This window comes from Clostridium disporicum (assembly GCF_001405015.1).
Classification (GTDB): Bacteria; Bacillota; Clostridia; order Clostridiales; family Clostridiaceae; genus Clostridium; species Clostridium disporicum_B.
In genome coordinates this window covers 13,317-37,709 of the sequence record NZ_CYZX01000020.1, presented here as the reverse complement: position 1 = coordinate 37,709, position 24,393 = coordinate 13,317, and the positions used below count along the sequence as shown (strand labels likewise).

The following is a 24,393-nucleotide window of genomic DNA, read 5'->3' as shown; positions in this document are numbered from 1 at the left end:
ATTATTTTATTGACGTTGTATTGAAGTTTCAACTTGAGAAGTTGTATCTTTAATGAATGTATCTATATCTTTTATACTTCCACTTACATATGCATCATACTTTTCTTGTATTATTGTTCTAGCTGATTGTGCATTATTAACTGCTGGAGTATAGTATGCATATTCTAAACTATTTTGAGCTACTGGATAAATCTTTGTAAATAATGCTTCTGGATCATTCAATGCATCCTTCATTATTTGAGTATCTGCTGCTGATTTACGTACTGGTAAATATCCTGTTGCTACTGCAAACTTAGCTGTATTTTCTGTATTTGTTGCATATTTTATAAATTCATAAGCTGCAAATTGTGCCTCTGGAGAAACATCACTTGTTACAAATAATGATGCCCCTTGTTGAATTACAGCTTTATCTTTTCCTTGGAATACAGGAACTTCTACTACACCAACTTCAAATGCTCCATCTGTTTTAATATGTGCTGCACCTGCTGATGAACCTTGGTACATTAATAACTTTTGATTTGAAAATGGTCCTGAAAGATATGTATCTTCACCAGGAATACGGAAATAACCTGAACCTACTTCGTCTTTATAATAGTTCATAAATGTTTTTACCCAATCATTATCAACATTTATTTTTCCATCAATAGTTACGAAATCCTTACCATCCATCTTTAAAGAAGAAATAAATGCATTGGAACTTGAGTCAAATCCAAATCCAACAACCCCTAATTCATCCTTACACTTTTTAGATATCTCAGCTAACTTTTCTACTGTTAAATCTTTCAAATCATCCATAGTATATCCTAACTTTTCTAGCATAGTTTTATTAACATATAAAACTTCAGTAGACTTAGTCATAGGAATACCATAAACAGCATCTTTACCCCATTGAGATACTTCGTCTATAAAAGTTTTATAGAAATCATTTTCTATATCACTTTTCATTCCTACAGTTGAATCGTTAACATATGGTGATAAATCTATTATTTTATTTTGATTTATTAAGCCGGTCGCTATATCTGGATATACATTTATTATTGCAGGTAAAGAATTTGATTGTGATGCTGTAATTACCTTTTTATTCAAATCTCCAATATTACCTTGATTTACTGCAGTAACAGTAATTCCCATATTATTGTTGCTATTAAAATCTTGTATTATTGAGTCTAGTACCTCTGCTTGTTTTCCATTTAAATAGTGCCACATTTCTATAGAAACAGGATTATTTAATTCTTTTACTATTTCAGCTGTAGCATTATTTTTTTTACCACATCCAACAAACATACCTACTCCTAAAGTAGCTGTTAAAATTGTAGCTAAAATTCTTTTGTTCATATTTTCACCTCTTAAAATTTATTTATCTTTAGTTTTTATTAAAGTTTATCCTTTAATACCTCCAATAGAAACTCCACTCATAATTTTTTTATGTAGGAAAATATATACTATAACTATTGGCATAGTAATTATTGTTGATGCAGCCATTAATAACTCATATTGATTTCCTGCATCAGACTGGAAGGCAGTTAGTCCATTTGCTAGTAATCTCATTTTTTCACTATTTGTTACAAGTAGTGGCCATAAAAAAGCATTCCAAGAATTAATACCTACTAAAATACAAATAGTTATAATTGATGGTTTTGCCATAGGAACTACAATTTTCCATAGAAACTTCCAATCACTTGCTCCATCAACTTTGGCTGCATAATATAATTGCTTTGGTATTTTAAAGAAAAACTCTCTAAGCATGTAAATATACAGTACATTTGCCATATATGGCACAAAGAGTGCTTGGTACGTATCAATCCATCCTAGAGCAGAAATAGTTTTAAAGTTTGTAACTATTAAAACTTCTCCTGGAATCATCATAGATGCTAAAAAGATAGAAAAAATCATATCTCTTCCAGGAAACTCTAAGTGCGAGAATGCAAATGCAGTTAAAATAGCTATTATTACTGTGCTAATAATACTTAAAATAGTAACTATAATTGTATTAAAGAAATATCTTGCAAAAGGTGCCATTTTTAAAGCAACACTATAATTATGCCACATTATTTTACTTGGAAATAATGTAGGAGGTGTTTGAATTACCTCAAAGGATGATTTTAATGATGATGCTATCATCCAATAAAAAGGAAATAAAGTTACTATAGCAAATAATATTAACACTAAATACTTTAATACTGAACCTAAACTATTCTTATTCATTATTTCACCTCCTAATAATGAATTTTATTTCTGGAAACAACTCTTTGAACCATTGTTACAGTCAATATTACTATCAATAATACGACTGCTGCTGCAAAAGCTAATGGAAAGTCTTGATCTCCATAGAATCTATCTATTATATATCTTACAACTGTAGATACAGCCCCATCTAAAGTTCGTCCTCCAAATAAAACATATACTTCAGTATAAACTTTAAATCCAGCTATCAAGCTTATCATATAAGTGTATGCTATTATAGGCGATACTAGTTTAACTGTTATCTCTCTAAATATGGTTCCCTTAGATGCCTGATCTAATTTAGCTGCTTGATAATACTGTGGATTTATGGATGCTATTCCTGTTGTTAGTATCAAAGTATTAAAAGCTAAGCTCTTCCATACTGCAAATATTATAAGCGCTGTCATAGCCCATTTAGGATTGCCTAACCAATTTATAGGATTTATACCTATAAAACTTAACAAGTAGTTTATTACTCCATATTCACTATTAAATAACCATGACCATACTATTCCTATTGCAACTAGAGATGTTACGTATGGTAAAAAATATATGCTTTGAAACATTCCTCTTATCTTTTCACTTTTCAAATTTACTAGTGTATTGGCTAATAGTAGTGAAATAACTACAGATATTATTGGTACTATAGCAGCATAAATAACAGTGTTAAATAAAGATGTTAAAAATCTCTTATCTGTAAATAGATATTTATAAGATCCAAATCCAAACTTAAAACCGCTTGCCTTAGTTTCATCAAAACTAAAAATTATAGTATTTATTATTGGATAAAACACAAAAACTCCTAGTATTATTAATGCTGGTAATAGATATAAATATCCCTTATAATTTTTCTTTAACATTTCTTTAAAAACTCCTCACTATCTAAATCAAAAACATAAGCTTTTCCCTCTTTAGGACGTATTCTTATCTTTTCTCCTTCTGCAATATCACAAGTGTTTTCAACCAGCATTTTATACGTATTCTCTCTATGTTTTAAAGTTAATAATCTTTCTCTTCCTAATATTTCTACAGTAATCACTTCAACTTCAAGTCCATCATCACATAATTCAAGATCCTCTGCCCTAAAACCTAAAGTAACTTTTTTCTTATTTTCTGGCAAATTACTTATTTTATGATTGTCTAAAAATGCTTCTCCATCTATAACATCAACATCTATAAAATTCATCTCTGGACTTCCTATAAAAGAAGCTACAAATTTATTTACCGGATTTAAGTATATCTCACTTGGAGTAGATACTTGCTGAATTGCTCCATCTTTCATAAGTACTATTTCATCTGATATACTCATCGCTTCTTCTTGATCATGAGTTACAAATATTGCAGTAACTCCTGTTTCCTTTTGTATTCTTCTAATCTCTTGCCTAGTTTCAACTCTTAACTTTGTATCTAAATTAGATAAAGGTTCATCTAAAAGCAATATATCTGGTTTTTTAGCAATTGCTCTTGCAATAGCTACTCTTTGTTGTTGACCTCCTGATAATTGAGCTGGCTTTCTATCTAAAAGGGCATCTATTTTTACTATCTTAGCCACTTCTATTACTCTATCTTCAGCCTTCTTCTTATCCCATTTTAAATTTTTCAGTGGAAACATTATATTTTCTCTTACTGTCATATGTGGATATAATGCATAATTTTGAAACACAAGTCCTATTCCCAATTTTTCTGGTTCTAATCCCGTTACATCTCTATCTCCAAAATATATTTTCCCTGAATGCACTTTATGAATTCCAGATATAGTAAATAAAGTTGTTGATTTACCTGATCCTGATGGTCCTAATAGCGAAACCAATTTTCCTTTTGGAATTTCCAAAGTAACATTATTTATAGCAGTAAAATCACCAAATTTCACTACAAGTTTATCTAATTTGATTCCCATTTTTTTCACCTCATCTTACGTTTACCCATAACAATAGGGTGTTTATTTTTTATCTTTTCTATTCACAATCTCTAAAATTAGTAAATAAAAAAAAGACAACTTATCCTCTTTAGTTTTAGTTGTCTTTTTAAAAATTATTTAATTTTTTTACGTAAAATTCTTGGCATAAGTTCATATAATCTTGGTGATATTAAATCTAAGTCTTCTTTTTTTAATCCTTGAAGAAGAATCATTGATATTAAATATACTAATCCACCTATTGCTACAGAAACAATAACTACTAAACCTATAGCAATTCTTCCACCTTCAAATATATTTACTAATCTTAAAAGTGGCCCTTTGCATAAAACTACTGCTACTCCCATAATTATTGATGATATTAGTGGAATCATCCCTTGTCTAATTATAGGAATTCTTATCTTAAATAACGTTTGAATTCTTTTATGATTTATTATAGCAGGTATTAAAAATGCAAATACTGTTCCTATTACTGCTCCAAAGATATTTATATCTTTTATTCCTACTAAAATAAAATTAACTACAAATTTTATTAAAATACCTATACTTGCTGTAGTTAATACTAAGTATAATTTATTAACACCTTGTAGTATAGTATTTTGTATTGATGTAATTGACATAAATATAAGTACTATCGATCCGTATGTAAGCATTTGATATCCATAAGAATCATTTAGTAAGAATAGAAAGATTTCTCTACTTAATACAGCAAGACCTACAGCTGCAGGAATAGTAATCAAATAAGTTAATCTATAAGAATAACTTATTTGGTTTTTAAGTTCTTTTCTATTCTTCTGAACATACGATGCAATTATTCTTGGGAAGATAGCTGTACATAATGCAGTAACAATAGTTAATGGTACATAAATCAATGTATTAAAATAATTTAAAGTACCAAATAACTCATCTACTCTCATTTGTTCAAATCCAGCTGCTAAAAGTCTACCTTTTACTATTATTGCATCTAATAATCCTGCAGAGTTTTGTACTGCTGCAACCATAGTTATTGGTAATCCATACTGAATTAACTTTTTAATAATCCTCTTTCTGCTTATTCTCTTATTTTCTTCATTGTTTTTAACCGCGTCATCATAATAATTATTTTTATTAAAAATATAAATAATATAAACTATTGCTATTAGTGCCCCTATGGTTGTACCAACAGTTCCTCCAGCACTTCCCCATTCTAGACTAATATTCTTTAATAAAAATGCAAAAATCAAACTAAATACTACATTAAAAATCTGTTCAACAACTTGAGAAATTGCTATTTCCTTCATTGAATCTACACCTTGCATATATCCACGATATGCCGCAAGCATTGCAGATAATAATATAGTCGGTGCTAAAAACTTTAGTGATAGTGCAGATGAAGGTGAGTTCATTCCATTAGCAATACCATCTCCAAAGGCTATAAAAATAACCATAAATGCAAAGCCAAAAATAGCTAGATAATTTCTAGCTATTTTCATAGCATTATAGGCATCCTTATGGTATCCTAGAGCTTTTAATTCAGCAACTACCTTAGTTATAGCTGGCTGTGCTCCCATACTAGTTACAGCTAATATGAAAACAAAAGCACTATAACTACTAGAATATATACCATATCCTGCAGAACCTATTATTAAAGTTAAAAGTGGTATATATACAGCTGATAATACCTTCACTAGCACCCCTGCTAATGATAAGATTAAAAAACTTCGTCCCACTGACTTCTCTTCCATAACTTTCCCCTTTTATACTATATCGTAAATTTAAATACTTCGTTCTTTACCTTTTTAAACATTGGTGGAAGTGCTTCAACTATAGTCTTATTCTTTAAATATTCAAGTTTTCCTTCTCCGCCTCTAAATATAAGTTTATATGCATATAAAAATTGATAATTTAACCCGAACTTATTATCAAAATATGAATTTATCTTCTTATCTCCATATTTAAAATCTCCTATAATAGGATTTCCTAAATGTGAAAGATGAGCTCTTATCTGATGACTTCTACCAGTAATTAAATCTATCTCTAAAAGTGAGAATGCACCATTACTTTGTAGTGTTTTAACTTCCATAGATATTTCTTTAGTATTAGGCACTTGTTTATCATATACTTTAGATATATTTTCATTTTCATCCTTAGAAATATAACCTTTATATAATCCATCTTTTATTCTGCCTTTTACAAGAGCTTGGTAATATTTTTTAACTTTACCTTCTCTTATCATCTCATTAACGCCTCTTAGCGCTTCAAAGTTCTTACCAAATATTACAACACCAGATGTATTTCTATCTAATCTATTACATGGTGCTGGTGTAAATGTAATTTCTTTTTCTGGAATATAGTCTCCTTTTCCATTTAAGTATGAAAGTACATAATCTGTAAGTGATGGTTCTGCACCCTTTTGATCTGGATGAACCAATACTCCTGGCCACTTCTCAACAACAACTATATTATCATCTTCATAAGTAATCATTAATGATCCAGCATTAACTTTTATGAAGCTATCATCTTTCTTTTCCTTTTTACTTTGGATATATCTAATTTCGATAACATCATCAAGCTCTAATTTATAATTTTCTTTTTTCTTTGATCCATTAACTCTTATATCACCTTTTCTCATAGCTTTAAATATTGCACTTAGTGGCACATCTTTTAAATACTTTCTTAAAAATTTATCTAATCTTTGCCCTGCTTCATTAGCACCTATTTCTATCTTCAAAAAAACAACTCCTTCTTTTGTGTTTAATTTAATTTCCCCATCTTATTAGATTAATATTATTTCGTCAACTTGTCAAATAATCTAATACTATTTGACACTGAATAGCTACCCCTATCACTAAGGCATCTTCGTCTATATCAAAGAGACTACTATGCGCAGGGTGTATTATTCCTTTTTTTTCATTTCTACATCCTAAAAAATAAAATACTGATGGCACTTCATTTGCAAAGTAAGCAAAACTTTCAACACCCATATGAGGATATTCTTGTTCTAAAACATTTTCTTCTCCAATTATCTTTATGGCAGCATTCTTCAACTTACTTACAGCATTTTTATCATTTATTAACATAGGGTAAGATTCTTCTATTTCTATATTTACCTTTCCTCTTAATGTTAAACCTATACCTTCTGCTATTTCTTTTACTCTTCTTGTAACTAATTGTCTATCATTCTTATTTAAAGTCCTAATTATACCTGTTAAGGTAACCTTCTCTGGAATAATATTAGCAGCTGTCCCACCATTTATACTACCTACTGTAATTACAGCTGGATTTAACGGATTTACTTCTCTACTTACTATACTTTGTAACGCAGTTACTATATTACTTGCAATTACTATTGGGTCTATAGAAGCAGCTGGATAAGCACCATGCCCTCCTATGCCTATTACCTCTATTTTAAACGGATTCGATGCAGCATTTACAGCTCCATGCTTTATTTCTATTTGGCCAGAATTTATATTTTCATCTACATGTAAGCCGCACATAATATCTACATCTGGATTTTTTAAAACTCCTTCTTTTATCATAAATCTAGAGCCACCTTTTGTTTCTTCTGCTGGTTCAAATATTAATTTTACTGTTCCTCCAAATAAATCTCTATTTTTATTTAAAATTTTTGCAACACCTAAAAGTATTGCCATATGTCCATCATGGCCACATGCATGCATTTTCCCTTTTACAGTAGATTTATAGCTACATTTATTATTTTCATCTATTGGTAATGCGTCTATATCACTTCTTAATCCTATAACTCTTTCTTTATTACTTTCTAAATTCCCTCTAATAATTCCACAGACTCCAGTTTTCGCATAACTCTCATAAGCTATTCCTTCTTGATTGAGATACTTTTTAATTTCTTTTGATGTTTCATATTCTTCAAATCCTAACTCTGGCTTCATATGAAACATTCTCCTCAACCTTACAATCTCGTCTTTAATGTCTATTATATCATTTTTAAAATCCATAACTTCCTCCAAATAAAAATAGTATAGCAGGTCAAAAAGCCCTACTATACTATAATAATATTCAGCATTAATTTATTCCTTTTATTTCTTTTTCTAATTGAAATAGTCTTAATCTTTCATCCTGACTAAATTCTTCTTTTGTAGCTCTCTTACTTATAAGCTTAAAATATTCTTCAAATTTTGCATCCCCTAGCTTACTTCTTATAATTTTCAAATCACAATCTCTTATAAAATCTATATCCTCTTGACTTAAGGCTTGATAACTATTAAGTTTATCCTTTAACTCTATTAAGGCTTCTTTTTCTTGCTCAGACAACGAACCAGATTTATCTTCTAATATCTCATCAATCTTTATTACTTCTTTTGGAGAATAATATTCATTCATATTAAAACTACTTTCGACTTTCTCCTCATATTCTGAAGTATATGGAACATTACAAAAATTTAATAACATTATTAAAAATATAATACCTTTTATCATTGTATACCTCCACACATACTGTAACTATTATTAGTATGTCTAAATTTTGATAAAATAATTATATTTTTGATTAAATAATTTTTACGTCTTCTATTTCATAATTATTATCAAATTATTTTCCATTAATACTCTAATAGAAAATGCTCTCTCTTCTCCATCTTTAAACTTTATACTTATCTTATCATCTTTTAAACTTTTAACTATACCCTCTCCGTAAGCTCTATGGTATATAGAATCTCCTTTTTTTACTCCATATTCTACTTTAAGACTTTCTTCAGTAAATCCTCCTTCTGCAATAAACCTAGAAGCCTCGTAAAACTTCCCTCTAATAGTTTTAGGAGAAAATATATAAAGATTATGTATAGCTCTTGTAACCGCCACGTAGAACAATCTACGCTCCTCTTCAAGGTTTTCATCAATTGATGATTTATGTGGTATAGTTTCTTCATCACAATTTATAATAAATACATTTTTAAATTCCATACCTTTTACACCATGAATGGTACTAAGAATTACCCCATTTTTATCTCCCTTTGATTTTTCTATCTCTTCTTCAACATTTTTTACATGAACTAAAAACTCTGTTATAGTTTTAAACCCTTCAGCTGCTCCTTTAAACTCTTCTAACATATCCTCAAGTTCTTCAAAATTCTGCCCATATTTATTTGCATACTCCCTTAAATAATCTATATATCCTAAGCTTGAAATTACATATTGAATTGCACTACCTAAAGATATCTTATTTAAATATAAAATTTCTCTTCTTAACTCATCTAACTTTTTACACTGAAAAGGTGGAGTATCCTCTTTGTTTATAAGTATCTCAAATGGATCCATATGTTCTTTAAAATTATTTATATAACTTACATTAGCTTTACTTATATATCTAAACGGTTTATTTATAATACTTAAAAACAACTCTTTATTTTTTATATCTATAGATAGCTTAAGATAATTTATTATATCTTTTGATATGAAATGATTGAAAAAGTTATATCCTTTATCTAAGAGCACAAAAGGTATTTTTCTTCGCGTAAAAGTATCTATTAAGCTTCTAGCTTCCATATTAGTTCTATATAAAACTGCATTATCCATATATTGACCTTCTTTAAAACCGCTTATTATATTAGCAATTTCCTCGCCTTGCATAAATTCGTTATATGGAGTTAAATATCTTACTATCCCATCTTTGTTATGAAATTCTTCAATCTTTTTAATATTTCTATTCTCATTATTTAATATTATTTTTTTAGAAATATTAACTATATTTTTACTACTTCTATAATTTATAGATAAATAAAGTTTTTTTCCATCTATAAAAGTATTACAGAAATCAACCATATACTGTGGCTTAGATCCTCTAAAAGAATAAATACATTGGTCCTCATCACCAACAGCAAATAATTCATTTTCCCCGTTTACTAACCTTAAAAACTCTATTTGTAATTCATCACAATCTTGGAACTCGTCTACTAGTACATATTTAAAAATATTTTTATATTTCATCAATATTTCTTTATTACCTTTTAAAAGTTGAAGAGCATTAATAGATAAGTCATCAAAATCCCACAAATTTTCTCTTTTTTTATAATTTTCATAGGCATTAAAGCATTCCATAAATATATCTTTAGAAATACTACACTTAAATTCTTCTATGCTTTTTCCTGAAGTTTTAAATCCTGATATATTATTAACTACTTCTTTAACCTTATCTTCATTTACATCATCAAAATATTTTCCTAATACACCTTTAACTATATTGCTACATTTATTATCATTAATTATATTTATCTCATAGCCTTCTCTTAAAAGTATCTTATAAAACAATCCATGAAATGTTCCAAAGAATGGTGCAATATCTTTATTAAACGTATTTTTGTATCTATTTTTCATATTTTCAGCTGCAGCTCTGGTAAAAGTTATAACTATAATATTTCCAACCTTAACTTTTCTAACTTCTATAAGATGATTTACCCTATTTATAATTACAGTAGTTTTTCCTGATCCTGGAGCCGCAACTATTAAAGCATTTTTATATTTTGTATAAACAGCTTCTTGCTGATATTTATCTAAGGTTATTTTCAAAATATATTCTCCTTCTTAACATTATATTTATCTAAAGTATTACCTTTAATCTTTTTTCTATTAACTACTATATTGTAATAATTTCTATATAGATGTACAATATTTTTAAGAATTCAAAAAGGAGACTAATTATGGAAACTTTAATTAAATTTGATGTTCAGAACGAAAGAAATCTAACAATGCTAGTTGACTTCTATGAACTAACAATGGCAAATGGCTACTTTAATAAAGGTGTTGAAAACAGAATAGCCTACTTCGATATGTATTTTAGAAGAGTTCCTGATGGTGGTGGATACTGCATAATGGCTGGTGTTGAACAATTAATTCAATACTTAAGCAATCTAAAATTCACATCATCTGATATAGATTATTTAAGAAGTAAAAATATTTTTTCAGAAGAATTTTTAGAGTATTTAGAGGATTTCAAGTTCTGCTGTGATGTATGGGCAATTCCTGAAGGTAATCCAGTATTCCCAAATGAACCTCTAGTAATAGTAAGAGGTCCTGTGGTTCAAGCGCAATTTGTGGAAACAATGATTCTCTTAACAATAAATCACCAAACTTTAATTGCTACAAAAGCTAATAGAATATGTAGAGCAGCTGAAGGTAAAACTGTTATGGAGTTTGGTTCAAGAAGAGCTCAAGGTTATGATGGTGCTATCTATGGTGCTAGAGCTTCAATAATAGGTGGATGTGATTCAACTGCTTGTACAATTGCAGATAAATACTTCAATGTTCCTGCAGTTGGTACTATGGCACATAGTTGGGTACAACTTTTTGATACAGAATTTGAAGCATTTAAAGCTTGGGCTGAAACTTATCCAGATAATTGCTCTCTTCTTATCGATACTTATAATGTATTAAAATCTGGTTTACCAAATGCAATAAAAGTATTTGATGAAGTATTAAAACCACTTGGTAAGAGACCAACGGGAATAAGAATAGATTCAGGTGATATTACTTACTTAACTAAAAAGTGTAGAAAAATTCTTGATGAGGCTGGATATTCTGACTGTAAAATAATTATTTCTAACTCCCTTGATGAACATATTATCAGAGATGTTATAAATCAAGGCGCTTGTATAGATTCTTTTGGTGTTGGTGAAAGACTTATAACAGCAAAATCTGAGCCTGTTTTTGGTGGTGTTTATAAATTAGTTGCTGTTGAAAAAGAAGATGTTATAATTCCTAAAATTAAAATTTCAGAAAACAATGAAAAAATAACAAATCCAGGTTTTAAAAAGATTTACAGATTATTTGATAGGGATACTAATATAGCTATAGCTGACGTATTAGCATTAAGTGATGAAGTTATAGATGACAGTAAAGAGTATGAAATCTTTGATCCTATCCATACTTGGAAAAGAAAAAAAGTTACTAATTTCTATGTTAAAGATTTATTAGTTAAAATCTTTGATAAAGGTACACTAGTATATACTTCTCCTTCTGTTCTAGAAATAAAGGAATTTGCGAAAGTAGAAACTAATAAATTATGGCCTGAAATATTAAGATTTGAAAATCCTCATACATATTATGTAGATCTTTCAACTAAGCTATGGTCTTTAAAACAAAAACTATTATTAAATCAGTCAAAATAAGAAAAAGGAGTTGCTATTATCAGCAACTCCTTAATTATCCATTAATCATAATTTTTAATACCCATATAAGACAAATCATAAATATTATTTTGAGAATACTCAAAATCATCAAAATCATTTATACTTACTTTATTGTGATTTAAGTGCTCTATAAACGGACATACCTCGTCATCTTTAGATACAGGGTACATTGGGCACTCGTTATAACAGTTTACTTTCTCTTTTTTTGAAGACCAAAATGGACATTTACTCACAAACCCCACCCCCAATAATTGTAATCGAAATCACAAGGCCATTATAATCTATTTTTTAACAAAAATAAAGCATTTTTTAGCAAAAATATAAAATTTTTAACATTTTACAATTTATTAATAATTACTTATTAACTCTAAATGTATTTTTTGATACTGATATATTTATAATTTCATTTTGAAAAGCCTTTAATAATGCCTTTTCTAATACCATTTCAGCATCAAAATTATCTGCATCTAAGCATTCAGCAAAAACTTTATTTAATTTTCCATCTATATTCCTATAAGTTAATGTAACATACGGTTTATCATAATCTACACTTACTATTCTTAATCCCCAAGATATTTCTGCATATTCACCATCTACAACAAGCTTAGTCATATTTTTAAGTTTTTGTCTTTCTTCATTTGGATCATTTACTATTATTAATTCATCTCCGACCTTATACTTTGACATAATACTTCCTCCTATAAATATATCTATATAATAATAAATATTATTTTTACTTAAACATATTCGTATAATTAATAATTTTTAAAATATTATTTAATTATTTTCTACTCTATAAACTACTCTCTATTAATATTAATTATTGACAAATATCTATTTCCCAACATATAATATAATTAAATAAAATAGAAAGGTGGAAGTATATACATGGATAATATTACTTCTATATTTAAAGAAAAGAAGCTTAAACTTACACCTCAAAGACTTGCTGTATATCAATACTTAATGGGAACTAAGGATCATCCTTCTGCAGAAGCGATTTACAAAGCTCTTCAACCTATATATCCTACAATGAGCTTAGCTACAGTTTATAAGGCACTTAAAACTTTAGTTGAAGTTGGTTTAGTACAAGAAATTAATGTAGGTGAAGGTAATTTTAGATACGATGCTACAGTAAATGATCATGCCCATATTCAATGCTTAAAATGTAGTAGAGTTGATGATTTAGAAATTGATTCATTCCCAAATTTAAATCAGATAGCAGCCGAAAATTCTAAGTACGAAATAAAATGGAATAAACTTTTCTTTTACGGTGTTTGTGAAAGTTGTCAGTAAGTATTATTTAATACTTACTGTTTTTTTATTATGAATTTATATTTATATCCTCTCATATAATTTATTGAGGTGATATTATGGTAAAGTTTATTGTATTAGAAAAAAAGAAAATCTTTAGATGGCTTTTTATAATTATTCTTTTAGCACTCTTCTTAATTATATTTTTTTCAATTTTCTTTAAAAATGATTCTCTCGAATCTTTTATCTCATCAACTATACATAATTCAAATGATAAGGACTATAACGGTGATGGAATTTTAGATAGTATAGTAGTTGATAAAAAAAATTCACATTATATTATAAAAGTAAAAACCTCTAAAAATGAATATGTGCTAAAAAATGACTTATATGGAGATGCTTTAATCGATTTATATGATTCTGTATCTATAAAAATTACATCCTTAGACCTATCTAGAGATGGTATTCCAGAAATAATTTTAACTGGCTTTAAAAATCAAAAACCTATAACTTATATTTATCAATGGTGCGATGATGAGTTTAAAGAAGTTTTCTCTTGTTCAAAAAATATTTTTGGAATTGTAGACTCTGAAAATTCTAGAACACCTAAAATTTTATATGCACTTTCAGAAAAAGGAGATGAGTCAACAGAATCTTTTATTTTTAATGGTAAAACAATTAAAGATATAACATTTTCAAAACTTCAAATTCCTGGATTAGGAGTTATACAAAAATTCATTGATTTGATTCAACTAGATTATGAAATTGAAGATGCTCCTGGAATTTTCACCGAATATATAAACTCTGATGAACTAGGAATTCTTTGGAATCTAAGCAAAGAAAATTATAGGTATTCATTCCAAAATGGGTATTTCTATGATATAAATTGGGATAAAAACGCTCTCCCTTCCTCTATTATTTGGCGACTATCTTTCGAAAAAGTCAATTCTTCTGATTCTACGAAACCTAAAGAAGAAATTATTTTTAATGTAAAAACAGATATTAATCAATACGGAGAATATAAGATATCTAGTATAAAGAAAGAAAATTAAAAGGCCGCTCAACGCGGCCTAAAAGGGGGATGGGGGGGTTTAGCTTTAATGAAGATGTAATCTTCATTTGCTATAGGAGAATACTTCTCCGGTACAATTATATTATTAACCCTATTCCCTGCTTTTATACATTTTAAATAAATTAATCTTCAAATGCACCATCATTATATAGTTTTATAATTTTATCTATAAACTCTTTTTTCTCTTCCCCTACTATATTTCTAAAGGAATTTAGTAATTGTATGTTATCATCTTCATACTCTAAATCTTTTAAATCATCAAAGCTTTGATTCTGGTTATCAACTCTATTATTGCTTTGCGCATTTGTCTGACTTTGTTTACTATTTTGTTGACCTTGTTGTTGTGCTGGGCTTCTTCCCATACCATTCATTAAATTTTGTAAAGATCCTAAATTAAAATTATTGAAATCAAACCCATCTGCTCCCATAGATTGTAACATGCTATTTATTTGATTCATATCTATATTACCAAACATACTTAGTAATTGATTTGGATTAATTCCAAAAGGATTATTATAATTCATCTGCTGTTGCCTATTATTATTGTTATTACTATTATTTGTGCTACTTACTTCTTGCCTCTTTCTATGTCTTTTTTTAGACATAAGCCCTCCTCCTAGAGATTTCTTTACTTTCATTATATGTATTTTAATTATTTATGTTATAATTTTAGATATTTTTTTGGAGGGCCCATAAGGCCCTCCATCCTCTATACTAGCAGCAACAATCGCTTTCGCAGCAACATCCGTTTCCACCGGCATTATTTGTTCCAAATAAATTACCGAAACAGCCTCCGCATAGTAAGAATAATAGTATTATCAAGAAAGATCTATTGTTTCTTAAAAGACCTGATCCACATGCTATCAATAGGAATATAATTGGAGAAACACAGCTGTTTAATCCTGCAAATTGACTTCCACAGCATCCATTTCCGCCATAACCAGCATTATTACTTGGGCAACAGCATACTTCTTCACAACAACATCTATTTTTTTTCTTTGACATTTATACTCTCCTCCTTCCTATAACCTAGCAGCATCCGCCCAAAGCATCAAAGCCTTGATCGAATCCACTTCCAAAAGTATTACATCCTCCAAAGTTATTACCACAACCGCCACATAAGAATAAGATAACTAATAAGAATAAATATCCTCCACATCCGCTACCATATCCAGCGTTATTGTATCCACTATTTCCACAGCAACAGCAATCATTTTTACGTGGCTTACAGCAGCATCCTCCGCCACCATAATTAGCTCCTTGATTAGTGTAGAATAAAATTAACAATATCCATATCCAGCTTCCAAAACCACAACCTGATACGCTATTGAAATTTGTACCTTGTAAGCCTGTTGGACAATCACAAGAATTTAATCCATCAATAATGTCATTCATTTGCATACTTACTTCCTCCTAAGGATTTTGTTTTTTTATTTTTATACTATATACTATTCTAATTTTTATAATTTGACACTAGTTTTATTTTTGATAAAAAATTTTATAACAAAAAAAACTGCCTTTTTGGCAGTTTTTTTATTTATTCTTCTACTAAATCTCCAAAGATATTATCTATTAACTCTTCTTTCCCATTTTTCTTTACTGATGAGAATAAATAGAACTCGTCTTCAGGTCCTAGCTTCAGCGTTTCTTTAATTAATTTCTTACTTTTCCCAATTTCATTATTAGATAGTTTATCACTTTTTGTTGCAATTACTATAACCTTATATCCAAAATGTTTTATCCATTCATGCATAAGAATATCGTCTGCAGTAGGTTTATGCCTAGAGTCAACTAATAAAACTACTTTTTTCAATTGTTCTCTTTCCATTAGATAAGTTTCAATTGTTTTTCCCCAACTCTCTTTTTCCTTTTTAGATACTTTCGCATATCCATATCCAGGTAAATCAACTAAATACATTTCATCATTTATTAAAAAGAAATTTATAAGTCTAGTTTTACCAGGCGTTTGAGAAACCTTAGCTAGCTTTCTTCTATTAGTTAAGGCATTTATTATAGAACTTTTACCTACGTTTGATCTTCCAACAAAGGCAACTTCTGGTCTTACATCTACAGGGTATTGATTTCTTTTCACTGCTGATGTAATAAATTCTGATGTTTTAATTATCATTATTTTCAACTCCAATTAATGCATTCTCTAATACCTTATCAATTCTATCAGCAAAAACTAAGTTTAATTTAGATTTAACTGATTTAGGTATTTTATCTACATGTTTTTCATTTTCTTTTGGTAATATTATAGTATCTATTCCTATTCTATGAGCAGCTAAGCATTTTTCCTTAACTCCCCCAATAGCTAGTACTCTTCCAGTTAATGTTATCTCCCCAGTCATAGCAACATTGCTCTTAACCTTTTTATTTGATAAAGCTGAAACAAGTGCTGTAGTCATAGTAACGCCAGCTGAAGGACCATCTTTTGGTACTGCACCTTCTGGAACGTGTATATGAATATCATTTTCCTTATAAAAGTCTTCTGGTATTCCATATTTCTTTGCATTAGCTCTTACATAACTATATGATGCTTTTGCAGATTCTTTCATAACATCACCTAATTGTCCTGTAAGATCTAATTTACCAGATCCTTTCATAACACTAACTTCCACCGGTAAAGTATCTCCACCATAAGCTGTCCATGCTAAACCTGTTACAACTCCAACCTTATCTTCTCTATCTATTTTTTCATATTCAAATATTTTAGGACCTAGATACTTTTCAACTTTATTAGCTGATATAGTAATACTCTTATTATTGTTCTTTATAAGATCAGTTATAGCTTTACGAACAATTTTATTTATTTGTCTTTCAAGTGTTCTAACTCCAGACTCCATAGTATAACTATTTACTATTTCTTTTATTACATTATCAGAAATTTTGATGGTATCTTTGTCTAAGTTATGCTCTTTTAAAGTCTTAGGTATAAGATGATTTTTAGCTATATTAAACTTTTCTTCATAAGTATAGCCTGATATCTCTATAATTTCCATTCTATCTAATAATGGTCTAGGTATAGTGTCTAAAGAGTTCGCTGTAGTAATAAACAATACATTAGATAAATCAATATCTACTTCCATAAAGCTATCTCTAAAGTTCATATTTTGATTAGGATCTAATACTTCTAACAAAGCATCTGCAGGGCTTCCTTTATGATCTGAACTTAACTTATCTATCTCATCTAGTAAAATTAATGGATTATTAGATCCAGCTTCTTTTAAAGCATATACAATTCTACCTGGAATTGCTCCAATATAAGTTCTTCTATGCCCTCTAACTTCTGCTTCGTCTTTGACTCCTCCAAGAGAAATTCTTGCAAATTTACGATTTACTGCATTTGCTACTGATTTTGCTATAGAGCTTTTCCCAACTCCTGGTGGACCAACTAAACATAAAATAGGTCCTTTTATACTTTTTGTATATTGTTTTATAGCAAGATATTCTAATATTCTCTCTTTTACTTCATCTAAACCATAATGTTCTGCATTTAACACTTCTTCTGCCTTTTCTATATTAAAAGTATCCCTTGTACTCTTATTCCAAGGAAGGGCTATAATCCAATCTAGATAAGTTCTTATATTATTACCATCTCCAGAATTAGATGTTTTTAATCTAGAAAGTTCATATTCAACCTTTTCTTTTACATCCTTAGGCATTTTTAACTTGGCTATTTTTTCTTTATAGTTTTCTATTTCATTTTTCTCTTCATCTTCACCAAGTTCTTCTTGAATTACTTTAACCTGTTCTCGTAAGAAGTACTCCTTATTAGCCTTGTCAACTTTATCCTTAACCTTATTCCCTATTTCTTTTTCAATATTAATAATTTCTATTTCTTCTGTAATATAAAGAATTAACTTTTCAATTCTTTCGTAAACATCAAGTGTTTCAAGAATTTCTTGCTTTTTATCATCTTCAAGTTCAATAAAAGATGCCACTAAATCAGTTACTTTACTTAAGCTTTCTTCTTTAGTTATTGCTAATGGTGCTTTATTCCCTTCAACATCAGCCGCTTCTATATATTGATTAAATGACTTTGTTAAAAGGTTTCTATATGCTGATTCCTTAGCATCGTCTCCTTTAACATATTCATTTTCTATTTTAACAATATTAGCTTTCATAAATTTTTCTTCATCTAATATATCAACAATTTCAGCTCTTTCAATACCTTCAACTAATACTCTTGTAATACCTTTAGGCATTTTTAATATTTGCTTAACTTTTGATATAGTTCCAATGAAGTAAACATCATCCTTAGTCGGATTTTCTATCTCAGGATCTACTTGTGATACTAAAAAAATCTCCCCATTTTCTTTCATTGCTTCTTCTAAAGCTGCTATGGATTTTTCCCTACCAACATCAAAATGTATAATCATATTGGGAAAAATCGTAATGCCTCTTAACGGAATAACAGCTAAAGTTATTTGACTTCTTTCCATTTTCCCCCTCCATTCTTCTTTACTGTTAAAATTTATCTAACCAATTTAGTATACACATAAATATATATTTTTTCAACTTTTCTATTTATGTAAAAAATACAAAACCACCCAAAGGGTGGTCTAAAAAATTTATTCTGCTTTCGCTGATAAAACATCTATATTTCCATTTAGCTTTTGAGATATAATAGCTAACTCTATTACTTCTTTTATATTTTTTACAGGTACTATCTCTATTCCTTCATAGTTTTCGAAACTATCACTCCAATTTTCTTCTGGAATTATAACTTTTGTCGCTCCAGCTTTTTTCGCTGCTAATATTTTAGCACTAACTCCACCAATAGGCTTAACATCACCTAATAGTGTTATCTCTCCTGTCATGGCAATCATATTATCTACTGGTTCTTTCATTATACAGCTATATATAGCTGTAGCTATTGTAATACCAGCGGATGGACCATCTACAGGAACACCTCCTGGTATATTAATATGAAGGTCATAGCTATCACTATTTATATTAAATACATTATTTAATGCAGTTAATACATTATGCACTGAAGAATAAGCTGTACTTTTTCTTTTTATCTTTCTATTATTAGAAGTAATTTCTTCTTCTTCAATAATACCAGATATCTTTATCTCACCTTTTCTATTTGTAATTTTTTTAGCAGTTGCTTCTAAAGACATAATCATTCCTATATTTGCTCCATATACAGCTAACCCATTTACAACTCCAATTCTATTATGGTTTTCTTTTAACTTTACATCTGGAATCTCTGAATATTGCCCATTTTCAATTACCCATTTTATATCATCTTCTGAAATTTCACTTCTATTATCATTTATTGCTATTCCAGAGCATAATTGAATTAGATTTACAACTTCTCTTCCATTACTGCAATATCTACTTATTATATCTAAACCTTTATCAGAAACAGTTAAGCCAATTTTATTAATTGAATTTTCAGCTATTTTCTTAATTTCATCTGTATGAAGTGATCTAAAAAATATTTCTACACATCTAGATCTTATAGCTGGAATAATTTCTTCAGGACTTCTAGTCGTAGCCCCTATGAGTCTAAAATCAGCAGGCAATCCATTTTCAAAAATTTCTCTGATATAGGTTGGCATATTACTATCTTCTGAACTATAATATGCACTGTCTAAAAATACTTTTCTATCTTCTAAAACTTTTAAAAGTTTATTTAATTCTATTGGATGTAACTCCCCAATTTCATCAATAAAAAGTATTCCTCCATGCGCTTTAGTAACCGCACCTGGTTTAGGTTGTGGAATCCCTGCTATACCTAAAGATCCTGCTCCTTGATATATCGGATCATGTACAGAACCTATAAGAGGATCTGCTATGCCTCTTTCATCAAAACGTATTGTAGTTGCATCTATCTCTACAAATTTAGCTTCACTTCTAAATGGTGAATTTGCTTGTTTCTTTGCTTTGTCTAAAACCAACCTAGCAGCTGCAGTCTTCCCTACACCAGGAGGTCCATAAATTATTACATGTTGAGGATTAGGTCCACATATAGCTGCCTGTAATGCTTTAATTCCTTCTTCTTGACCTATTATCTCCTCAAACTCTTTTGGTCTACTTTTCTCAGTTAATGGTTCAGTTAATTTTATTGATCTTAATTTTAATAATTTATCCATTTCTTTTTTATTCTCTTTATCTATTACTACAGTTTTTGACCTATTAGCCTTATTATTGTTAAATAAATATACAATAAAAAGAACTATCATTATTAATTGTAATATCATCATTATTTCATTCATATCTTATTCCTTTTAGCTACCTAAAAGACTATCCCTCCCTTTAATAAAACTATTTGTATTATTGACTTATTCAAATAGTTATATTCCAGAAGTAATTTATATTTTTAATATTTTTAACAAAAAAAATCACCCTAAATCATGGGTGATTTTTTTTAGGCTGTTTCCATACCCTTTTTCTTTTTAGCTTTTTTAGGTTTTAAAACCAAACGCTTTTCATTTTCAGGTAATCTAACAACTTCAGGCAATTCTTTATTCTTTACAGTATCCTCATTAATAATTATCTTTGATATATTTTCATCAGAAGGTATATCAAACATAATTTCTATCATCATATCTTCAACTATAGATCTTAAACCTCTAGCACCAGTTTTTCTTGCTATAGCTTCATCAGCAATAGCTTTAAGTGCATCTTCAGTAAACTCTAACTCAACATTATCCATCTCAAATAATTTTGAATATTGCTTAACTAAAGCATTTTTTGGCTTACTTAATATATTGATTAAAGCATTTTGATCTAGAGATTCTAAAGTAACTACTATAGGTAATCTACCTACGAATTCAGGAATTAATCCAAACTTTAATAAGTCTCCAGGTAAAATAGATTTTAAAAGAGTTCCAACATCTTTATTAGCTTTAGATTTAATATCAGCACCAAATCCCATTGAGCTAGATTGAGTTCTCTTTTCTATTATTTTATCAACACCATCAAAAGCTCCTCCACATATAAATAATATATTTGAAGTATTTATTTGAATAAACTCTTGATGTGGATGTTTTCTTCCACCTTGTGGTGGTACAGAGGCTGTAGTTCCCTCTAATATCTTTAATAAAGCTTGTTGAACGCCTTCACCAGATACATCTCTAGTGATAGAAGGATTTTCTGACTTTCTAGCAATTTTATCTATTTCATCAATATAAATTATTCCTTTTTCAGCCTTTTCAACATCATAATCAGCATTTTGAATTAATTTTAAAAGTATATTTTCTACATCTTCTCCAACATATCCAGCTTCAGTTAATGTAGTAGCATCAGCAATAGCAAATGGAACATTTAAAAACTTTGCTAAAGTTTGAGCTAAAAGTGTCTTTCCTGAACCAGTTGGTCCTAAAAGTAAAATATTACTTTTTTGTAGCTCTACATCATCTTCAATCATATTTGATTGAATTCTTTTATAATGATTATACACAGCAACAGATAACGCCTTTTTAGCCTTATCTTGACCTATTACATATTGATCTAAATAATTTTTTATTTCTGCTGGTTTTGGTAATGAAGTTGTATCTATTTCTACGCTTTCCTCAAATTCATCTTGTATAATCTCTGAACATAAATCTATACATTCATCACATATATACACACCTGGCCCAGCAATTAATCTCTTTACTTGGTCTTGATTTTTACCACAGAAAGAGCATTTTAACTGTTTTTTATCATCAAATTTAGCCATAACTTCACCTCACTTTAGCTCTGGACTCTTTTAGCTTTTCTTTATATCATTTCTAACTATAACATCATCTATTAATCCTATTTCTTTAGCTTCTTGTGCAGACATAAAGTTATCTCTTTCACACATTTTAACCATAGTTTCGTAGTCAACTTTTCCATTTGTTGATTCAGCCATAGCTCTAGTTAATGTTTCTTTAATTTTTAAAATTCTTCTTGCATGTATATCAATATCTGTTGCTTGCCCTTGGAATCCTCCTAGTGGTTGATGAATCATAACTTCACTATTTGGTAACGCAAATCTTTTTCCTGGTGCTCCCGCAGAAAGTAAAAATGCTCCCATAGATGCAGCCATACCTATACATATAGTACTAACATCAGGTTTTATATAATTCATAGTATCAAAAATAGCCATTCCTGCAGTAATTGACCCACCTGGACTATTAATATATAAATATATATCCTTATCTGGGTCTTCACTTTCTAAGAAAAGTAATTGAGCTACTATTAAGTTTGATGTAACATCATTTACTTCACCACTTAACATTACAATTCTATCCTTTAAAAGTCTAGAAAAGATGTCATAAGATCTTTCTCCTCTTCCTGTTTGTTCGACAACCATTGGAACGTAATTACTCATGTAAAACTCCCTCCTCTTTCTCTTTAAACCCTTCTTTAATAATATATCCAAATAGACAAAAGTAATTATACTTAAATTATATCTAATCTACATTATTTTGTTAAAGAAATATTTTAAATAATTGCCAGAAAAAACTTTTCTGGCAATTAACTTAATACTTATTAATTATTTTCGATTAATAATTTAACAGCTTTAGCTGTGATAACATCACTCTTTAAAGCTTCTCTTTGGCTGTTGATTAATAAATCAACCATTTTTTCATCGCTGTTTGCTGAATACATTTTAGCAACTTCTTCAGCTTTAGCTCTTATTTCTTCTTCAGTAGCATCTATATTTTCTGCTTTTTCAATAGCTTCTAATACTAAGTCTGTCTTAACTTTTCTTTCAGCATTTTCTTTCATGTATTCTCTCATTTTTTCAGCATCACTACCTGTGAATTGGAAATATTGTTCTAAAGTTAAACCTTGGTATTGTAATCTTTGCTCAAGATTTTGAACCATTTTATCTATTTCTTTTTCAATCATTACAGCTGGAATTTCAACATTTGCATTTTCAGTTGCTGCTAAAATAACTGCTTCTTCAAATTCTCTTTCAATTCTTGAAGCATTTGTTTCTTCTAATTTTTTAGTAATATCAGCCTTTAAATCAGCTAATGTATCAAATTCAGATACTTCTTTAGCAAATTCGTCATCTAATGCTGGTAATTCTTTAACCTTGATTCCTTTTATTGTAACTTCGAATTTAGCTGGCTTACCATTTAATTCTTCTCTTCCATAGTTTTCTGGGAATGTTACATTTACTTCTACATTGTCATTAACATTCTTTCCAACTAATTGCTCTTCAAAGTTTCCGATGAAAGTTCCTGAACCTATTTCTAATTCATAATCAGTTCCTTCTCCACCTTGGAATGCTTCACCATCAATGAATCCTTTAAAGTCGATAACAGCTATGTTTCCATTTTCAACGATACCTTCTTCTTTAGTTTCAACTCTAGCATTTCTTTCTTGCATTTCTACTAACTTCTTATTTACTTCTTCTTCAGTTACTTCATAAGAATTCTTTTCAACTTTTAATCCTTTGTATTCACCTAGCTTAACTTCTGGATAAACAGTAACTTCAGCAGTATATATGAAATCTTTACCTTCTCCAACTTCAACAACATCGATTTGTGGATAGTCTACAGGTATTATATTGTTTTCTTTTAATACTTCTTTATATGAACTATCGATTGCAAAGTTTATAGCATCTTCTAAAAGCACTTCTATTCCGTAGTACTTCTTAACTACTGCCATTGGCACTTTACCTTTTCTGAATCCTGGTACATTAAATTTATTCATGTTCTTCTTATAAGATCTAGTTAAAGCTTCGTTGAATTTTTGTGCTTCTACTTTTACTTCAAACTTAACAACATTAACGTCTTTTTTTTCCATTTTAGCTTCCATTGTATATATTCCTCCTAAAACTAAGCTATTGT

General features: G+C 29.1%; 23 protein-coding genes. 3 read left to right on the top strand and 20 right to left on the bottom strand.

The annotated features are described in order from the left end of the window. Positions 1-6 precede the first annotated feature (6 nt). From ARA56_RS12875 to ARA56_RS12835, 9 genes are all read right to left on the bottom strand, one after another. Positions 7-1,335: an extracellular solute-binding protein gene (locus ARA56_RS12875; protein ID WP_055267313.1), complete on the bottom strand. Its 1,329-nt coding sequence runs from the start codon at positions 1,333-1,335 to the stop codon at positions 7-9. A 45-nt stretch (positions 1,336-1,380) separates the two neighbouring features. After that, positions 1,381-2,205, bottom strand: coding sequence for a carbohydrate ABC transporter permease (locus ARA56_RS12870; RefSeq protein WP_055267311.1), 825 nt, complete (start codon positions 2,203-2,205; stop codon positions 1,381-1,383). 11 nt (positions 2,206-2,216) lie between these two features. Next, on the bottom strand, positions 2,217-3,083 hold the full coding sequence (locus tag ARA56_RS12865; protein WP_055267309.1) for a carbohydrate ABC transporter permease: 867 nt from the start codon (positions 3,081-3,083) through the stop codon (positions 2,217-2,219). Continuing rightward, the gene (locus ARA56_RS12860) at positions 3,077-4,120 is read right to left on the bottom strand and encodes an ABC transporter ATP-binding protein (protein WP_055267307.1); all 1,044 of its coding nucleotides are present in this window, start codon (positions 4,118-4,120) and stop codon (positions 3,077-3,079) included. Before ARA56_RS12860 ends, ARA56_RS12865 begins: the two co-directional genes overlap by 7 nt. A 134-nt stretch (positions 4,121-4,254) precedes the next feature. Beyond that, positions 4,255-5,862, bottom strand: coding sequence for a putative polysaccharide biosynthesis protein (locus ARA56_RS12855; RefSeq protein ID WP_055267305.1), 1,608 nt, complete (start codon positions 5,860-5,862; stop codon positions 4,255-4,257). A gap of 17 nt (positions 5,863-5,879) precedes the next feature. Next, entirely contained in the window at positions 5,880-6,848 is a 969-nt protein-coding gene (locus tag ARA56_RS12850) for an RluA family pseudouridine synthase (RefSeq protein ID WP_055267303.1), read from the bottom strand. A 64-nt stretch (positions 6,849-6,912) separates the two neighbouring features. After that, positions 6,913-8,094 (bottom strand): M20 metallopeptidase family protein, encoded by a 1,182-nt coding sequence (locus tag ARA56_RS12845; protein ID WP_055267301.1) that lies wholly within the window; start codon positions 8,092-8,094, stop codon positions 6,913-6,915. A 67-nt stretch (positions 8,095-8,161) separates the two neighbouring features. Beyond that, positions 8,162-8,575, bottom strand: coding sequence for a hypothetical protein (locus ARA56_RS12840; protein WP_055267299.1), 414 nt, complete (start codon positions 8,573-8,575; stop codon positions 8,162-8,164). Positions 8,576-8,665: 90 nt separating this feature from the next. Then, a complete protein-coding gene (locus ARA56_RS12835) occupies positions 8,666-10,660 on the bottom strand; it encodes an ATP-dependent helicase (RefSeq protein ID WP_055267297.1) in 1,995 nt (664 codons plus the stop codon). 131 nt (positions 10,661-10,791) lie between these two features. Between ARA56_RS12835 and ARA56_RS12830 the strand changes: the two genes are divergently transcribed. Beyond that, complete coding sequence (locus ARA56_RS12830; RefSeq protein ID WP_055267295.1) at positions 10,792-12,258, top strand: nicotinate phosphoribosyltransferase; 1,467 nt, start codon at positions 10,792-10,794, stop codon at positions 12,256-12,258. A gap of 41 nt (positions 12,259-12,299) precedes the next feature. Here ARA56_RS12830 and ARA56_RS12825 read toward each other — a convergent pair whose 3' ends face one another. Continuing rightward, on the bottom strand, positions 12,300-12,512 hold the full coding sequence (locus tag ARA56_RS12825) for a hypothetical protein (RefSeq protein WP_055267293.1): 213 nt from the start codon (positions 12,510-12,512) through the stop codon (positions 12,300-12,302). A gap of 121 nt (positions 12,513-12,633) precedes the next feature. After that, positions 12,634-12,966, bottom strand: a complete 333-nt coding sequence (locus tag ARA56_RS12820) for a hypothetical protein (RefSeq protein ID WP_055267291.1) — start codon at positions 12,964-12,966, stop codon at positions 12,634-12,636. Between the two features lie 201 nt (positions 12,967-13,167). Here ARA56_RS12820 and perR point away from each other — a divergent pair, with 201 nt between their 5' ends. Both perR and ARA56_RS12810 read left to right on the top strand, forming a co-directional pair. Continuing rightward, a complete protein-coding gene (perR, locus tag ARA56_RS12815) occupies positions 13,168-13,575 on the top strand; it encodes a transcriptional regulator PerR (protein WP_055267289.1) in 408 nt (135 codons plus the stop codon). Between the two features lie 77 nt (positions 13,576-13,652). Further along, positions 13,653-14,585, top strand: coding sequence for a hypothetical protein (locus tag ARA56_RS12810; protein WP_055267287.1), 933 nt, complete (start codon positions 13,653-13,655; stop codon positions 14,583-14,585). A 142-nt stretch (positions 14,586-14,727) separates the two neighbouring features. Here the strand turns inward: ARA56_RS12810 and ARA56_RS12805 are convergent, their stop codons facing one another. The 9 genes from ARA56_RS12805 to tig all read right to left on the bottom strand — a co-directional run bounded on the left by ARA56_RS12805 (position 14,728) and on the right by tig (position 24,361). Continuing rightward, positions 14,728-15,210, bottom strand: coding sequence for a hypothetical protein (locus ARA56_RS12805; RefSeq protein WP_055267285.1), 483 nt, complete (start codon positions 15,208-15,210; stop codon positions 14,728-14,730). Positions 15,211-15,319: 109 nt separating this feature from the next. Next, positions 15,320-15,610: a hypothetical protein gene (locus ARA56_RS12800; RefSeq protein ID WP_055267283.1), complete on the bottom strand. Its 291-nt coding sequence runs from the start codon at positions 15,608-15,610 to the stop codon at positions 15,320-15,322. A 24-nt stretch (positions 15,611-15,634) separates the two neighbouring features. Continuing rightward, positions 15,635-16,006, bottom strand: a complete 372-nt coding sequence (locus tag ARA56_RS12795; RefSeq protein ID WP_055267282.1) for a hypothetical protein — start codon at positions 16,004-16,006, stop codon at positions 15,635-15,637. 136 nt (positions 16,007-16,142) lie between these two features. Further along, positions 16,143-16,733, bottom strand: coding sequence for a ribosome biogenesis GTP-binding protein YihA/YsxC (yihA, locus tag ARA56_RS12790; RefSeq protein WP_055267281.1), 591 nt, complete (start codon positions 16,731-16,733; stop codon positions 16,143-16,145). Further along, positions 16,723-19,050 (bottom strand): endopeptidase La, encoded by a 2,328-nt coding sequence (gene lon, locus ARA56_RS12785; protein WP_055267279.1) that lies wholly within the window; start codon positions 19,048-19,050, stop codon positions 16,723-16,725. The genes yihA and lon overlap by 11 nt, the downstream gene beginning before the upstream one ends. Before the next feature lie 129 nt (positions 19,051-19,179). Beyond that, a complete protein-coding gene (lonB, locus tag ARA56_RS12780) occupies positions 19,180-20,835 on the bottom strand; it encodes an ATP-dependent protease LonB (protein WP_055267277.1) in 1,656 nt (551 codons plus the stop codon). A gap of 152 nt (positions 20,836-20,987) precedes the next feature. Beyond that, a complete protein-coding gene (clpX, locus tag ARA56_RS12775; RefSeq protein ID WP_055267275.1) occupies positions 20,988-22,283 on the bottom strand; it encodes an ATP-dependent Clp protease ATP-binding subunit ClpX in 1,296 nt (431 codons plus the stop codon). A 30-nt stretch (positions 22,284-22,313) separates the two neighbouring features. Continuing rightward, positions 22,314-22,919 (bottom strand): ATP-dependent Clp endopeptidase proteolytic subunit ClpP, encoded by a 606-nt coding sequence (gene clpP, locus ARA56_RS12770; protein WP_055267273.1) that lies wholly within the window; start codon positions 22,917-22,919, stop codon positions 22,314-22,316. Between the two features lie 161 nt (positions 22,920-23,080). Then, positions 23,081-24,361 (bottom strand): trigger factor, encoded by a 1,281-nt coding sequence (gene tig / locus ARA56_RS12765; RefSeq protein WP_055267271.1) that lies wholly within the window; start codon positions 24,359-24,361, stop codon positions 23,081-23,083. Positions 24,362-24,393 lie beyond the last annotated feature (32 nt).